Annotated in this window: 8 protein-coding genes, 1 tRNA gene and 1 pseudogene; 6 read left to right on the plus strand and 4 right to left on the minus strand. The window is 67.6% G+C overall.

The window, feature by feature from the left end:
- Window positions 1–379 precede the first annotated feature (379 nt).
- The 5 genes from EPN51_RS26345 to EPN51_RS26365 all read left to right on the plus strand — a co-directional run bounded on the left by EPN51_RS26345 (window position 380) and on the right by EPN51_RS26365 (window position 14,695).
- Window positions 380–9,646 carry a type I polyketide synthase gene (locus EPN51_RS26345; RefSeq protein ID WP_293048789.1) on the plus strand — a complete coding sequence of 3,089 codons (9,267 nt, stop codon included), beginning with the start codon at window positions 380–382 and terminating at the stop codon, window positions 9,644–9,646.
- Window positions 9,647–9,671: 25 nt separating this feature from the next.
- Window positions 9,672–10,070 carry a holo-ACP synthase gene (locus EPN51_RS26350; protein ID WP_293048791.1) on the plus strand — a complete coding sequence of 133 codons (399 nt, stop codon included), beginning with the start codon at window positions 9,672–9,674 and terminating at the stop codon, window positions 10,068–10,070.
- Between the two features lie 10 nt (window positions 10,071–10,080).
- Entirely contained in the window at window positions 10,081–11,415 is a 1,335-nt protein-coding gene (locus EPN51_RS26355; RefSeq protein WP_293048793.1) for a dipeptidase, read from the plus strand.
- A 417-nt stretch (window positions 11,416–11,832) separates the two neighbouring features.
- Window positions 11,833–13,110: a hypothetical protein gene (locus EPN51_RS26360; RefSeq protein ID WP_293048795.1), complete on the plus strand. Its 1,278-nt coding sequence runs from the start codon at window positions 11,833–11,835 to the stop codon at window positions 13,108–13,110.
- A 202-nt stretch (window positions 13,111–13,312) separates the two neighbouring features.
- A complete protein-coding gene (locus EPN51_RS26365; RefSeq protein WP_293048797.1) occupies window positions 13,313–14,695 on the plus strand; it encodes a cytochrome P450 in 1,383 nt (460 codons plus the stop codon).
- On the opposite strand, the gene bcp is transcribed toward EPN51_RS26365, so the two are convergent.
- Window positions 14,684–15,157: a thioredoxin-dependent thiol peroxidase gene (gene bcp / locus EPN51_RS26370; RefSeq protein ID WP_293048799.1), complete on the minus strand. Its 474-nt coding sequence runs from the start codon at window positions 15,155–15,157 to the stop codon at window positions 14,684–14,686. The genes EPN51_RS26365 and bcp overlap by 12 nt on opposite strands.
- Window positions 15,158–15,261: 104 nt before the next feature.
- Between bcp and EPN51_RS26375 the strand changes: the two genes are divergently transcribed.
- The gene (locus EPN51_RS26375) at window positions 15,262–15,489 is read left to right on the plus strand and encodes a DUF3618 domain-containing protein (protein WP_293048828.1); all 228 of its coding nucleotides are present in this window, start codon (window positions 15,262–15,264) and stop codon (window positions 15,487–15,489) included.
- On the opposite strand, the pseudogene EPN51_RS26380 reads toward EPN51_RS26375, so the two are convergent.
- The 3 genes and pseudogenes from EPN51_RS26380 to EPN51_RS26390 all read right to left on the minus strand — a co-directional run.
- A pseudogene (locus EPN51_RS26380) lies at window positions 15,476–15,613 on the minus strand (DUF3556 domain-containing protein); the annotation flags it as partial. The gene EPN51_RS26375 and the pseudogene EPN51_RS26380 sit on opposite strands and share 14 nt — an antisense overlap.
- A gap of 457 nt (window positions 15,614–16,070) precedes the next feature.
- Window positions 16,071–16,143, minus strand: a tRNA-Lys gene (locus EPN51_RS26385).
- Between the two features lie 215 nt (window positions 16,144–16,358).
- Window positions 16,359–16,544, minus strand: coding sequence for a hypothetical protein (locus tag EPN51_RS26390; RefSeq protein ID WP_293048830.1), 186 nt, complete (start codon window positions 16,542–16,544; stop codon window positions 16,359–16,361).
- Window positions 16,545–16,562: the final 18 nt, after the last annotated feature.

The following is a 16,562-nucleotide window of genomic DNA, read 5'->3' on the forward strand; positions in this document are numbered from 1 at the left end:
AAACTGCTTTGATCTGCGCAGTTATAGCTACTCGACCGTAACCACCTGCATGCAGCAGGTTTGTGAACCGCGTCCGTGTCGTGGGTTAAAGCGCGCGTTACCCACGACACGGTTACCCATGCGTAGAACTCGTCAGTAACCGATCACCTCGCAAAACGAGGCCCGAATCTTATGACACCCTTAGTACAGCCGATGAAGTCCGCCGCGCCGCTCAGCACCATCCGGACGGTCCGCCGACAACACACCGGCCAGCCGTTTCCCGGCTGTGATTCGACGCTGAACCACGCCGCATCGACCGGTATGGGCGGGGTCCACCGTCTGGTGGTGACCGGCCACACGAACCGATACGTAAAGACGCATACCAGGGGAGACAGAGAAGGTGACGATCCACGAGCATGACCGAGTGTCCGCCGATCGAGACGGGCACGGTCCGCAGGGGAGCAAGCACCCAGCCGGGGACACCCATGCGCTTGTCGACCGCCTGACGGCCGGTGAGCCCTACGCGGTGGCATTCGGTGGCCAGGGCAGCGCCTGGCTGGAGACCCTCGAAGAACTGGTGTCGTCGGCCGGCATCGAATCGGATCTGGCAACCCTGGCCGGTGAGGTGGACCTGCTCCTCGAACCGGTCGCAAAAGAGCTGGTGGTGGTGCGTCCCATCGGCTTCGAGCCGCTGTCGTGGGTCCGCGCGCTGGCCGCCGAGGACCCGATCCCCTCGAATAAGCACCTGACCTCGGCCGCGGTGTCCATCCCGGGTGTGCTACTCACCCAGATCGCGGCCGTCCGCGCGCTGGCGCGGCAAGGCATGGACCTGAGCGCGACACCGCCGGTGGCCGTCGCCGGACATTCCCAGGGTGTACTCGCCGTCGAGGCGCTCAAGGGTGGGGGCGCCCGCGACGTCGAACTGCTGGCGTTGGCCCAGCTGATCGGTGCGGCCGGGACGCTGGTGGCCCGTCGGCGCGGAATCTCCGTGCTCGGCGACCGCCCGCCGATGGTGTCGGTCACCAATGCGGATCCCGAGCGCATCAGCCGGCTGCTCGACGAGTTCGCACAGGACGTGCGGACCGTGCTGCCGCCCGTGCTGTCCATCCGCAACGGCCGCCGTTCGGTCGTCATCACCGGCACCCCGGAACAGTTGTCCCGCTTCGAGCTCTACTGCCAGCAGATCTCGGAGAAGGAGGAGGCCGACCGCAAGAACAAGCTACGCGGCGGTGACGTTTTCTCGCCGGTGTTCGACCCGGTGCAAGTCGAGGTGGGCTTCCACACGCCCCGGTTGGCCGACGGCATCGACATCGTCGGCAACTGGGCCGAGAAGGTCGGCCTGGACGTCGCCCTGGCCCGGGAACTGACCGAATCCATTCTGGTGCGTCGGGTCGACTGGGTGGAGGAGATCACCCGCGTCAACGACGCCGGAGCCCGGTGGATTCTCGACCTGGGCCCCGGCGACATCCTGACCCGGCTGACCGCGCCGGTGATCCGTGGGCTCGGCGTGGGCATCGTGCCCGCCGCGACCCGCGGCGGTCAGCGCAACCTCTTTACCGTCGGCGCCGTCCCCGAGGTGGCGCGGGCCTGGTCGAGCTACGCCCCGACGCTGGTTCGCCTGCCCGACGGCAGGGTCAAGCTCTCGACGAAGTTCACCCGGCTGACCGGCCGTTCGCCGATTCTGCTCGCGGGCATGACCCCGACCACGGTCGACGCCAAGATCGTCGCCGCCGCCGCCAACGCCGGGCACTGGGCCGAGCTGGCCGGCGGTGGGCAGGTCACCGAGGAGATCTTCGCCGACCGCATCGAGCAGCTCTCCGGGCTGCTCGAGGACGGTCGCACCTACCAGTTCAACGCGCTGTTCCTCGACCCCTACCTGTGGAAGCTGCAGGTCGGCGGAAAGCGGCTGGTGCAAAAGGCGCGTCAGTCCGGCGCGGCAATCGACGGTCTGGTGATCAGCGCCGGCATCCCCGACCTGGAGGAAGCCGTCGAGCTGATCGAGGAGCTGGGCGACGTCGGCATCAGCCACGTCGTCTTCAAGCCCGGCACCGTCGAGCAGATCCGCTCGGTCATCCGCATCGCGACCGAGGTGTCCACCAAGCCGGTGATCGCGCACATCGAGGGCGGCCGCGCCGGTGGCCACCACTCGTGGGAGGACCTCGACGACCTGCTGCTGGCCACCTACTCGGAATTGCGGTCGCGGTCCAACATCACCGTCTGTGTCGGCGGTGGCATCGGCACGCCCGAGCGGGCGGCCGAATACCTGTCTGGGCGCTGGGCCCAGGCCTACGGCTTCCCGCTGATGCCGATCGACGGCATCCTGGTCGGCACGGCGGCGATGGCGGCCAAGGAGGCCACCACGTCGCCGTCGGTCAAGCGGATGCTGGTGGAAACCCAGGGCACCGACCAGTGGATCGGCGCCGGGAAAGCCTCCGGCGGTATGGCGTCGAGCCGCAGCCAGCTTGGCGCGGACATTCACGAGATCGACAACAGCGCCTCGCGGTGCGGTCGGCTTCTCGACGAGGTCGCCGGTGACGCCGACGCCGTCGCCGAACGCCGCGCCGAGATTATCGCGGCGATGGCCACCACCGCCAAGCCCTACTTCGGCGATGCCGGCGAGATGACCTACCTGCAGTGGCTGCGGCGCTACGTCGAGCTGGCCATCGGCGACGGCGACTCGACCGCCGACACCGCCTCGCCGGGCAGCGCGTGGCTGGCCGACACCTGGCGTGACCGTTTCCAGCAGATGCTGCAGCGGGCCGAGGCGCGTTTGCACCCACAGGATTTCGGTCCCATCGACACCCTCTACAACGACGACGGACTGCTGGAGAACCCCGGCGCGGCAATCGATCTGCTGTTGGACCGCTACCCCGACGCCGAGACAGTCCAACTGCACCCGGCCGACGTCCCTTTCTTCGTCACCCTGTGCAAGACGCTGGGCAAGCCGGTCAACTTCGTGCCGGTCATCGACAAGGACGTGCGGCGCTGGTGGCGAAGCGACTCGCTGTGGCAGGCCCACGACGCCCGCTACGACGCCGACCAGGTGTGCATCATTCCGGGTACCGCGGCCGTGGCCGGGATCACCCGAATGGATGAACCCGTCGGTGAACTGCTGGACCGCTTCGAGCAGGCGGCCGTCGACGCGGCGCTCGCCGCCGGAATGGAGCCGAAGGCCGTCACGTCGCGCCGGACCGGCCGCGCCGATGTGACCGGACCCCTGGCCGCGGTGCTGGACGCCCCCGACGTGCAGTGGGCCGGCCGCACCGCGGTCAACCCGGTCCATCGGATCGCCGACCCCTCCGAGTGGCTGGTGCAAGACGGACGCGAAAGCCGCCGCGCCACACATTCGTCCACCGGGGCGCGCCTCGAGATCGACGACGACCGTGTCGTCCTCAGTGTCCCGGTGTCGGGAGTCTGGATCGAGATCCCATTCACCTTGCCCCCCAACATCGTTGACGGCGCCACACCGGTGGTCTCCACCGACGACGCCGCCACGGCCATGCGCGCGGTGCTGGCGATCGCCGCCGGCGTCGACGGGCCGGAGTTCATGCCCCCGGTCACCGACGGAACGGCCACCGTCACGGTGGACTGGGATCCCGAGCGCGTCGCCGACCACACCGGGGTCACGGCCACCTTCGGGGAGTCATTGGCGCCCAGCCTCACCACCGTGCCCGACGCCCTGGTCGGCCCGTGCTGGCCCGCGGTCTTTTCGGCCATCGGTTCGGCGATCACCGACACCGGCATTCCGGTCGTGGAGGGCCTGCTGAGCCTGGTGCACCTCGACCACGCGGCGCACATGGTCGGCGCATTGCCGAAGGGCCCGGCTCAATTAACCGTCACCGCAACGGCTTTGGCGGCCGCCGACACCGACATGGGGCGCGTCGTCCCCGTCTCGGTCAGCGTCGCCGACACCGACGGTCGGGTGATCGCCACCCTCGACGAGCGTTTCGCGATCCTTGGACGCACCGGGACGGCCGAACTGACCGACCCGGCGCGCGCCGGCGGCGCGGTCTCGGAGAACGCGACCGACACCCCGCGCCGGCGCCGCCGCGACATCACCATCGCCGCACCCGTCGACATGCGCCCGTTCGCGGTGGTGTCCGGTGACCACAACCCCATCCACACCGACCGGGCGGCCGCGCTGCTGGCCGGCCTGGAATCGCCCATCGTGCACGGTATGTGGCTCTCGGCCGCCGCCCAGCACGCGGCGACCGCCACCGACGGTCAGGCCCGCCCGCCGGCGCGGCTGATCGGCTGGACCGCCCGCTTCCTGGGCATGGTGTGTCCCGGCGACGAGGTCGCGTTCCGTGTCGATCGTGTCGGAATCGACCAGGGCGCAGAGGTTTTGGAAGTCACCGCCCGCATCGGGTCGGACCTGGTGATGTCGGCGACGGCGCGCCTGGCCTCCCCGCACACCGTCTACGCGTTCCCCGGCCAGGGTATTCAGCACAAGGGCATGGGCATGGACGTCCGGGCCCGGTCCAAGGCCGCCCGCAAGGTGTGGGACAAGGCGGACAAGTTCACCCGCGACACGCTGGGTTTCTCGGTGCTGCACGTGGTGCGCGACAACCCGACCAGCATCATCGCCAGCGGTGTGCCGTACAACCACCCGGAGGGCGTGCTGTACCTGACGCAGTTCACCCAGGTTGCGATGGCCACCGTGGCGGCGGCGCAGGTCGCCGAGATGCGCGAACAGGGTGCCTTCGTCGAAGGCGCGATCGCCTGCGGGCACTCCGTCGGTGAGTACACAGCGCTGGCCTGCGTGACGGGTATCTACGAGCTGGAGGCGTTGCTGGAGACGGTGTTTCACCGCGGATCGAAAATGCATGACATCGTGCCGCGCGACGAACTGGGCCGGTCCAACTACCGGCTCGCGGCGATCCGGCCTTCGCAGATCGACCTCCCGGATGACGAGGTCCCGGGGTTTGTCGCCGACATTGCGGCGGATACCGGTGAATTCCTGGAGATCGTGAACTTCAACCTGCGCGGGTCGCAGTATGCGATCGCCGGCACGGTGCGTGGCCTGGAGGCGCTCGAAGCCGAGGTGGAGCGCCGCCGCGAGATCACCGGTGGCAAGCGCTCGTTCATCCTGGTGCCGGGCATCGACGTGCCCTTCCACTCGCGGGTGTTGCGAGTGGGGGTGGCGGAGTTCCGGCGCTCGCTCGACCGAGTCATGCCGCGCGACAAGGACCCCGACGTCATCATCGGGCGCTACATTCCCAACCTGGTGCCCCGCCCGTTCACCCTGGACCGCGACTTCATCCAGGAGATCCGCGACCTGGTGCCGGCCGAGCCGCTCGACCCGATCCTCGCCGACTACGACACCTGGCTCGCCGAGCGTCGCATCGAGATGGCGCGCACCGTCCTGATCGAGCTGCTGGCATGGCAGTTCGCCAGCCCGGTGCGCTGGATAGAGACCCAGGACCTGCTGTTCACCGAGGAGGCCGCCGGCGGCCTGGGTGTGGAGCGATTCGTCGAGATCGGTGTGAAGTCCGCGCCGACCGTGGCGGGGCTGGCTACCAACACCCTCAAGCTGCCCGAATTTGCGCACAGCACAGTCGAAGTGCTCAACGCCGAGCGCGACGCCGCGGTGCTGTTCGCGACCGACACCGACCCCGAGCCGGAATTCGAGGACGAGGCATCGGGGGAGTCCGACGCTGTCGCGTCGGAAGGCGCGCCTAGTCCCAATGCCGTCCCTGCCGTCGCTCCGGCTGCCGCCGCAGCTCCGTCAGGTACTCCACGCCCCGACGACATCGGATTCGACGCCGCCGACGCGACTTTGGCGTTGATCGCGCTGTCGGCCAAGATGCGCATCGACCAGATCGAGGAGCTGGATTCCATCGAATCCATCACCGACGGTGCCTCATCGCGGCGCAACCAGCTGCTGGTGGACCTGGGTTCGGAGTTGAACCTCGGCGCCATCGACGGCGCCGCGGAAGCCGACCTGGCCGGGCTGCGCGCCCAGGTGACCAAGCTGGCCCGCACCTACAAGCCTTACGGCCCAGTGCTTTCCGACGCGATCAACGACCAGCTGCGCACGGTGCTGGGGCCCTCGGGTAAGCGGCCCGCCGCGATCGCCGAACGGGTCAAGAAGACCTGGGAGCTGGGCGAGGGTTGGGCCAAGCACGTCACGGTCGAGGTCGCCCTGGGGACCCGCGAGGGCACCAGCGTCCGTGGCGGCGCCATGGGTCATCTGCACGAGGGTGCATTGGCCGACGCCGCCGCCGTCGACAAGGCCGTCGATGCCGCGGTCGCTTCCGTTGCCGCGCGTCGCGGTATTGCGGTGGCGCTGCCGTCTTCGGGCGGTGGCGGTGGCGGTGCGACCATCGACGCGGCCGCTCTGGGCGAATTCACCGACCAGATCACCGGCCGCGACGGCGTGCTGGCCTCGGCCGCCCGTTTGGTGCTGAACCAGCTGGGCCTCGACGACCCGGTCAGCGCGTCGCCTGCGGCCACCGATGCCGAGCTCATCGACCTGGTGACGACCGAACTCGGCGCGGACTGGCCACGTCTGGTCGCGCCGGTGTTCGAGCCGAAGAAGGCCGTGCTGTTCGACGACCGGTGGGCCAGCGCCCGCGAAGACCTGGTCAAGCTGTGGCTGACCGACGAGGGCGACATCGACGCCCGGTGGCTGGGCCTGTCCGAAAGGTTCGAGGGCGCAGGCCATGTCGTGGCCACCCAGGCCACCTGGTGGCAGGGCAGGGCCCTGTCCGCGGGCCGTCAGATCCACGGGTCGTTGTTCGGCCGGATCGCGGCCGGCGCCGAGAATCCGGATCCTGGCTCCTACCGCAACGAAGTCGCCGTGGTGACGGGCGCCTCCAAGGGCTCGATCGCGGCCTCGGTTGTCGCGCGACTGCTCGATGGCGGCGCCACCGTCATCGCCACGACGTCGAAGCTCGACGATGAGCGGCTGGCGTTCTACCGCGGCCTGTATCGCGACCACGCGCGTTACGGCGCGGCGCTGTGGGTGGTCGCGGCCAACATGGCGTCCTACTCCGACATCGACGCACTCGTCGAGTGGGTCGGCACCGAGCAGTCCGAAAGCCTTGGGCCGCAGTCGATTCACATCAAGGACGCGCAGAGCCCGACGCTGCTGTTCCCGTTCGCCGCGCCGCGCGTTGTCGGCGACCTGTCGGAGGCCGGCTCCCGCTCCGAGATGGAGATGAAGGTCCTGCTGTGGGCGGTGCAGCGGTTGATCGGCGGGCTGTCGAAGATCGGCGCCGAGCGCGACATCGCGTCGCGGCTGCACGTCGTGCTGCCCGGTTCACCTAACCGCGGAATGTTCGGCGGTGACGGCGCTTACGGTGAGGCCAAGTCGGCGCTGGACGCCCTGGTGAGCCGTTGGCACGCCGAATCCTCCTGGGCGGCAAGGGTCAGCCTGGCGCACGCGCTGATCGGCTGGACCCGCGGCACCGGGCTGATGGGCCACAACGACGCGATCGTCGACGCCGTCGAGGAGGCCGGTGTCACCACCTACTCGACCGACGAGATGGCGGCAATGCTGCTGGCCCTCTGCGATATCGAGTCCAAGGTGGCCGCCGCCGGCGCACCGATCAAGGCGGATCTGACCGGCGGGCTGGCTGAGGCCAACCTCGACATGGCCGAGTTGGCCGCCAAGGCCCGCGAGCAGGCCACCTCGGGTGAGGACGATGACCCCGAAGCCCTCGAGGCCGAGGGCAGCATTGCCGCGCTGCCATCCCCGCCGCGCGGGTTCAGCCCGGCACCGCCCCCGGAATGGGCGGACCTCGACGTCGACCCGGCCGATCTGGTGGTGATCGTCGGTGGCGCCGAGCTCGGACCGTACGGCTCGTCGCGCACCCGGTTCGAGATGGAGGTCGACAACGAGCTGTCGGCGGCGGGCGTCCTGGAGCTGGCGTGGACCACCGGCTTGATCCGCTGGGAAGACGATCCCCAACCCGGTTGGTACGACACCGAATCCGGCGACTTGGTCGACGAGTCCGAGTTGGTCGAGCGCTACCACGACATCGTGGTCGAGAGGGTGGGCATCCGTGAGTTCGTCGATGACGGCGCGATCGACCCCGATCACGCGTCGCCGCTGCTGGTGTCGGTGTTCCTGGACAAGGACTTCGCCTTCGTGGTGTCGTCGGAGGCCGACGCTCGCGCCTTCGTCGAGTTCGATCCGGAGCACACGGTCATCCGGCCGGTGCCGGACTCCAGTGACTGGCAGGTCATCCGCAAGGCCGGCACCGAGATCCGGGTGCCGCGCAAGACCAAGCTGTCGCGAACCGTCGGCGCGCAGATCCCCACCGGGTTCGATCCGACCGTGTTCGGCATCAGCCAGGACATGGCCAGCTCGACGGACCGGGTGGCGCTGTGGAACATCGTCGCGACCGTCGATGCGTTCCTCTCTTCGGGATTCACCCCGACCGAGTTGATGCGGTGGGTGCACCCCGGCCTGGTGGCCAGCACGCAGGGCACCGGTATGGGCGGTATGACGTCGATGCAGACCATGTATCACGGCAACCTGCTCGGCCGGAACAAGCCGAACGACATCTTGCAGGAAGTTCTGCCGAATGTCGTTGCCGCGCACGTAATTCAGAGCTATGTCGGTAGCTACGGCGCGATGATCCACCCGGTCGGCGCATGCGCGACCGCGGCGGTGTCGGTCGAAGAGGGTGTCGACAAGATTCGCCTCGGCAAGGCCGAGCTCGTGGTCGCCGGCGGCTTCGACGACCTGACGCTGGAAGCCATCATCGGCTTCGGTGACATGGCCGCCACCGCCGACACCGGCATGATGCGGGGTCGCGGCATCCACGACTCGAAGTTCTCCAGGCCCAACGACCGGCGGCGGCTCGGATTCCTCGAGGCGCAGGGCGGCGGCACCATCCTGCTCGCGCGGGGCGACCTGGCGCTCAAGATGGGCCTGCCCGTGTTGGCGGTGGTGGCCTACGCGCAGTCGTTCGCCGACGGCGTGCACACCTCGATCCCGGCCCCGGGGCTGGGCGCACTGGGCGCCGCCCGCGGCGGCAAGGAATCGCAGTTGGCGCGCTCGCTCGGCAAGCTGGGCGTCGGTGCCGACGACATCGCGGTCATCTCCAAGCACGACACGTCGACCCTGGCCAACGATCCCAACGAGACCGAACTGCATGAGCGGCTGGCCGATTCGCTGGGCCGCTCCCACGGTGCTCCGCTGTTCGTGGTGTCGCAGAAGAGCCTCACCGGGCACGCCAAGGGTGGCGCGGCGGTGTTCCAGATGATGGGCCTGTGCCAGATACTGCGCGACGGGGTGATCCCGCCGAACCGCAGCCTGGATTGCGTGGACGACGAACTGTCCGACTCGGCCCACTTCGTCTGGGTGCGCGAGACCCTGCGGCTCGGTGAGAAGTTCCCGCTCAAGGCCGGGCTGGTGACCAGCCTTGGCTTCGGCCATGTTTCGGGCCTGGTCGCGCTGGTGCACCCGCAGGCGTTCATCGCTGCGCTCGACCCGGCGCAGCGTGCGGACTACCAGCGACGCGCGGACGCCCGTGTGCTGGCCGGTCAGCGTCGACTCGCGTCGGCCATTGCCGGCGGTGCGCCGATGTACGAGCGGCCACCGGACCGTCGTTTCGACCACGGCGCGCCGGAGAAGCGTCAGGAGGCGGCGATGCTGCTGGACCCCGCCGCGCGCCTCGGTGACGGCGACGCCTACCAGGTCTCCGCCGGATGACGGCCATCCGTTAGCCTGGCGTCCCATGGGAATTGTCGGTGTGGGGATCGATCTCGTCTCCATTCCTGATTTCGCCGAGCAGGTCGACCAGCCGGGAACCGTCTTCGCCGAGACGTTCACCCCGGGTGAGCGCCGCGACGCGTCAGACAAGAGTTCGTCGGCGGCGCGCCACCTCGCGGCCCGATGGGCCGCCAAGGAGGCCGTGATCAAGGCCTGGTCCGGATCGCGGTTCGCTCAGCGGCCCGTGCTGCCCGAGGACATCCACCGCGACATCGAGGTGGTCACCGACATGTGGGGACGGCCCCGGGTCAGGTTGAGCGGCGACATCGCCAAACATCTGGCCGACGTGACGATTCACGTGTCGCTGACGCACGAGGGGGACACCGCCGCCGCGGTGGCCATCCTGGAGACGACCGCCGACTAGCCTCGATCCCATGAGCGATCTGGTTGAGCGCGTCCGCGAGGTGCTGCCGTCGGTGCGGCGGGACCTGGAGGACTTGGTGCGCATCGAATCGGTGTGGGCCGATCCCGGCCGCCGGTCCGAGGTGCACCGCAGCGCCCAGGCGGTGGCGGATCTGTTGTCGCAGGCCGGTTTCGGCGATGTGCAGATCGTCAGCGAGGGCGGAGCGCCCGCGGTCATCGCGCGTCATCCCGCGCCGCCCGGCGCGCCCACCGTGCTGCTCTACGCCCACCACGATGTGCAGCCCGAGGGCGACCGCGGCCAATGGGTGTCGCCACCTTTCGAGCCCACCGAACGTGACGGACGGCTCTACGGTCGCGGCAGCGCCGACGACAAGGCCGGAATCGCAACACATTTGGCGGCCTTTCGGGCGCACGGCGGTCAACCACCGGTGGGCGTGACCGTTTTCGTCGAAGGCGAGGAGGAATCCGGCTCGCCCTCACTCGGCCAACTGCTCGCCGCTCACCGCGACACGCTGGCCGCCGATGTGATCGTCATCGCCGACTCGGACAACTGGAGCACGGACACACCCGCGCTGACCGTGTCGCTGCGCGGCCTGGTCGATTGCGTGGTCGAGGTCGCCACCCTCGACCACGGCCTGCACTCCGGCATCTGGGGCGGGGTGGTGCCCGACGCGCTGAGTGTGCTGGTGCGGTTGTTGGCCAGCCTGCACGACGACGACGGCAACGTGGCGGTGGACGGCCTGCATGAAACCGACATCGCCGCGCTGAACTACCCCGAGTATCCGCCCGAGCGGGTTCGCACCGACTCGGGTCTGCTCGACGGCGTGTCCGAGATCGGCTCGTGCTCCGTGCCGCAGCGGCTGTGGGCCAAGCCCGCGATCACCGTGATCGGCATCGACACCACACCCATCGAGAAGGCGTCCAACACGCTGATCCCGCGGGCGCGGGCCAAGGTCAGCATGCGCGTCGCCCCGGGCGGTGACGCCGCGGCGCACCTGGACGCCCTGGCCGCCCACCTGCAAATCCACGCCCCCTGGGGCGCGCGGGTCAGCGTCACCCGCGGCGACATCGGCGAGCCCTACGCCATCGAGGCCGACGGCGACGTCTACGACGCGGCCCGCGCGGCGTTCCGGCAGGCGTGGGGCGCCGAGCCCATCGACATGGGCATGGGCGGGTCGATCCCGTTCATCGCCGAATTCGCCGCCACCTTCCCGCGGGCGAAGATCCTCGTCACCGGTGTGGAGGATCCGGGGACCCAGGCGCACAGCATCAACGAGAGCCTGCACCTGGGGGTGCTGGAACGCGCGGCGATCAGCGAGGCGCTGCTGCTGGCCAACCTGGCCTGACGGGAAAACTCGACCGCCAGAATGCTTAACGAGACCGACAGTCTCGCCGCATACTGCTTGTATCCGCAGCCACTCGGTCGTTATCCGTAAGAGCCTGGGGCTCCCTGAGTATCAGTGCAGGTGATGCCGTGGGCTACATGGGTATGACGTGAGGATGGAGCTGCCGGTCGCTACACATGCGTAGGGCGTCGGATGATGGCGGTCAACGTGATTCGACACGAGGCGTCCGATTAGCGGTGATGGGTTGGGCGGCTGCCGACGCTGCCGGGCCGCCTCAACCGCTAGGGCAGACTCCGACCCTCCAGCGATGAACTTGTGGCGCCACCGTTGCGAGGACGGCGTCACCTGCCAAAGCAACCCTGAACTCAGGGTCGGAACGGCCTCGACATCCAACCAACGCAACTAGAGTTCAGGGACGTGTTCGGCCGCCAGATCGACAGCCTCGGCGAGGGGAACTCGATGACGACAGTTGTCAACCTCATCAACGAGGTATTCGGCACCAAAGGTACGAACGACTATCCGAACCTCGCAGCCAACATTAGTAGAGGGCAGGTCGACGCCCGCGTCTCCAGTTTCTTGGACGCCTGGCGTCAGTGGGCGACAGACTGGACACCTCCTGAAGCGAAGCCGCACGCGATCCGTCCGTATGCGCTTGCACAGTGGCTAGGTGACCCAGGGGGCGAACTAGCCGGCGCCTGGCGGAGTTTGCCGCCTCGCCACGCCACCGCCGACGTACGAGCGGAACTGTTGCATGCGCAGTTCCTGCGACACCTGCTCTACTGCGACGCCATCGCGCTCCCCGATCCGCTTTTTGGGGCGGCCGCGTTGACTCCCGCCCTGCCCTTGGGAATGGCGGATACGATCGAGATCCAGCGAGCGGCAGCCGCCGAAACGATCTCACGGCTGGCCCCCTTTGCCTCGCTCTTTGAAAATGACGTGTTGATCATCGTCCCCTATGCCGAGGAAGTTGACCTACCTACCGACCTGATAGTCGAACTCAGCGCAATCGCCGACACAGTCGATGCAGAGTTCCCACGGATGCCACCGGACTGGTTCGAGATCAGCTACGCACGGCGCGCCGCGATAGATCTGGCAGCCCAAATCTCCGCTGTAGGAGGAGAGTTCGAACCCTACCTGCCGTCGCACGCACACAATTCGCTACTCCGAGCCCTGTGTCAGATGGTGAACACGGAATTACGCAAAAAGGTGGTAGGGGTCGCACCCGAGAATCGCCTCTATTCACGAGTGATCGAATGCCAGTTGCCTGACCCGATCGGCCTAGAGTTGACCGATGTCGTCGCCATTCGACGAAGTGGAGACTTCGAGGTGTGGCGTAAAGCCGTCTCGGAGGGGATCCTCAGGGCGGAGCAGCTGCTGCAGGCCGGGGACGGCAACGAAACGCCGGGCCTCGATGTCGCGACGACGCAGGAGATTGCCAACAGCGTCAACGGTGCTGCGCAGAAGATGGTCGCGAAGCGCGGAGAGTTAAAGCCAGCGCTCGGGTACGGCCTCGACGCTGTGGGGGTCGGCGGAGCAGTCGCAGGAGCCGCACTCGCAACCGGGCCGTTGGTAGTCGCACTCGCGGGGCTCGCTGGCCTGGGCCTCGTCGCTCGCGCGGTCGCTCGCTGGCGTAGCCGCCGGCCCAATAGCTTCACTCGCCATGTCGCCGTCTTTGGAAATGCCGCCCGAACTTGACCGCGCGTTTGTGTGCGGTCCGCGTCGCACAGTTCCGCGGCATTCCACCCGCACCACACGATCCCTCAGCACCAGCCAACGTCAGTGACACCGCTACAGATAACACTGTTCCCCACGAACAAAACCACCCGAAAAGTCACGTATGTGACAGTCCTTCACACCTCTCAACCTGTTACAGATAACGTCCGCAGGAGACGCCACCGTGAGTACGGAAGACCCCCTGACCGGCACCACGCGCACCAAGACCAACCGTTACCACTTCGATCGCCACACCCCGGAGTACCGCGAGCGGTTCACCGCGATCACCGAGGACATGCACGCCCGGTGCCCGCTGGCGTGGACCGACACCTACGACGGACATTGGGTGGCCGCGGGCAACCCGGAGGTCTTCGAGCTCGCTCGATGCCCGCACGTGTCCAACGACCACGACGTCACCGGAAAAGGCACCGGCTACAAGGGCATCACCATTCCCACGCTGCCGCAGGGCGCCGGCGTCCGTGGCGGCATGCTCGAGATGGATGAACCCGAGCACTCCGCCTACCGCAGCGTCCTCAACCCCTACATGTCGCCGGCAGCCATCAAGCGCTGGGTGCCATTTGTCGACGAGATCGTGCGGGCGAGCATCGACGAGAAAATCGAAGTCGGGCGGATCGACTTCGTCGACGATCTCGCGAACGTCGTGCCCGCCGTCCTGACACTGGCGATGATGGGCGTTCCTCTGAAGAAGTGGCGGCTCTATTGCGAGCCGGCCCACGCCAATGTCTACACTCCCGCCGATTCCCCGGAAGCCCCCAAGGTTTTGGAGCAGACGCTGGCGATGGGAATGGACCTGTTCAACCACCTCCTCGAGATTCGTGAGAACCCACGCCCCGGCTTGGTGGACGCGATGGCAAGCCTGAAGATCGACGGCGAACCCGCCCCCGACAGCGAACTGCTCGGAATGCTCAGCCTGATCATCGGCGGAGGTTTTGACACGACGACCGCGCTGACCGCGCACGCACTCGAATGGCTAGGCGAAAATCCCGGGCAGCGCGAACTGCTGAGGCGAGATTCGGAAACGTTGCTCGACTCGGCGACCGAGGAATTCCTGCGTTTCTTCACGCCTGCTCCGGGGGACGGCCGCACGATCGCCGCCGATCTCGAAATAGCGGGCACGCAGTTCAAGGAGGGCGATCGCCTGTGGTTGTCGTGGGCGATGGCCAACCGCGATCCCGCGGTGTTCCCCGATCCGAATCAGTTGGACCTCGGTCGTAAGAACAACCGGCACTTCAGCTTCGGGCTCGGCATCCACCGCTGCATCGGCTCCAATGTCGCGCGGGTCGTGTTCAAGTCGATGCTCACGGCGGTGCTCGACCGGATGCCCGACTACAGCTGCGAACCCGAAGGCACCGTGCACTATCCGACCATCGGCGTGATCCAGGGCATGCAGCACCTTCCGGCGACCTTCACCCCCGGCAGGCCGCGTGGCCCGGGGATCGACGAGACGCTGGAGAAGCTGCAGCGGGTGTGCGACGAACAGGGGATCGCGCGGCCGATCACCGAGTACAAGGAAGCCGCCGTCATCGGCGACTGTCTAGACCGATAGGTCGCGGCGAAGTTTGGCGACGTGCCCGGTGGCCTTGACGTTGTATTGCGCGACGGCGATCTTGCCCTTCTCGTCGACCACGAACGTGGAGCGGATGACGCCGGTGACCGTCTTGCCGTACATCTGCTTTTCGCCGTAGGCGCCCCAGGCCGTCAGCACCTTACGGTCTGGGTCCGATAGCAACGGGAACGTCAGCCCCTCCGCGTCACGGAATTTGGCGAGCTTTTCCGGCTTGTCGGGGGAGATGCCGAGCACGTCGAGGCCGGCGCCGTTGAGCTCGGCCAGGCTGTCCCGAAAGTCGCACGCCTGCTTGGTGCACCCGGGAGTCGAGGCCGCCGGATAGAAATACACGATGACCCGCCGCCCCTTGTAGTCGGCCAAGGACACTTTGTGGCCGTCGGCGTCGGGCAGGCTGAAGGAGGGCGCCTTGTCGCCCGGTGCAAGCCGCGTGGTCTCGGTCAAGGTGGGTCCCTTTCTGTTCACCGGAGCGTCGGGGTTACCGCCAGCTGATCTAGGGTAGTTCGGGCAGGTGCATGAGCCGGATAGTGGGCGACTTGGAGGACACAGTGGCGGACCGCGACCCCGAAGCCATCAAGCGAGACATCGACGTCGCCCGCGATCAGCTGGCGGCCACCGTCGATGCCCTCGCCGAGCGGGCGAACCCGCGTCACCTCGCCGACGACCTCAAGGCCCGGGTCATCGGGTTCGTGCAGAAACCCGTGGTGCTGGCGTCGCTAGCCGGTGTCGGGGTCCTTGTCGTGGTGGTGACGGTGCGTCGCGTCAGGAACCGCTGACGCGGTCGCTCAACACGTACACCGGAATGTCGTCGGCCCAGCGCTGATTCACGACCATGTCGGCGACGTCGCAGTAGCCGCGTTCGCATTCGCCGGTCGCCGCGTCGACCAGCGCTCGGATCTCGTCGGCGTTCGTGTTGAACCACTCGTTACCCGCACAGGTTTTGATCATTGCTCCGCGGTCCGCCATGTGCCGACTCTAGGCGCTGGAAGCAGAATGACCACCGTTGAAGGCATGTAATTTTCACGATTCACGCTCCCTGCGCGAAGGCGCGAACGCGCGCTCCTCCGCAAGACCCTCCAAAAGTCATGTCAAGGATCGCCGCCCGTCCGGGGAACCCCCAAGCGATCTTTGCGCCGGCCGCAGGCGCCCGGAGGAAGACCATGGACGGCGATCGACGACCGGGGGATTGGGCGGGTGCGTGGGCGCCGACCAATTCGGGTAGGCACGAGCGAGCACGGTCGAGGGCAAGTACGTGGGCCCCGTGGCCGAATTCACGTCGAGGGTGTCGGCCTACTGGGGCCGAGCCATTAAGGATGGATCAGATTAGCTAGAGAGGCTAGGCACCGCCTACGAGCTGTGCGCCGTCAGGGTTTCGAACCCCGGACCCGCTGATTAAGAGTCAGCTGCTCTACCAACTGAGCTAACGGCGCTTGTGGTCGGCCGAGACCGCGTAGGCGACAATAACAGGCGTTGTGCCGCGTAGTGAAATCCCGACCGTTTCCCAGGATAGCTGCCGAGTCGCGGGTGGGCCGCCAGGCGCTGCACCCTCGCCAGGCCGGCCATCGCCCGGTCCTCGTCGGTGTTTTGGCCGCGGGGTCATGCCGGTCAACGAAAGACGCTGCTGCACAGTATTTTTGCGCGGCTATCACACCGTGCCGAAGAATGGCGCCCGATCGGTACCGAAGGCGGCGTCCAGCTCACCCAACGTGCCCTGGCGCAGTTCGGCGGGGCAACCCGCGTAGCCGGCGTGTGGAGGCGTCGTTGACGTCGCCTGAGTGACGAATTCATTGCGGCGTCGACACCGAACGGCCGCCGGACCCGGTGTGGGCATGTGGAGTCGGTAAAACCC

The sequence above is a fragment of the Mycobacterium sp. genome, assembly GCF_004298145.1.
Classification (GTDB): Bacteria; Actinomycetota; Actinomycetes; order Mycobacteriales; family Mycobacteriaceae; genus Mycobacterium.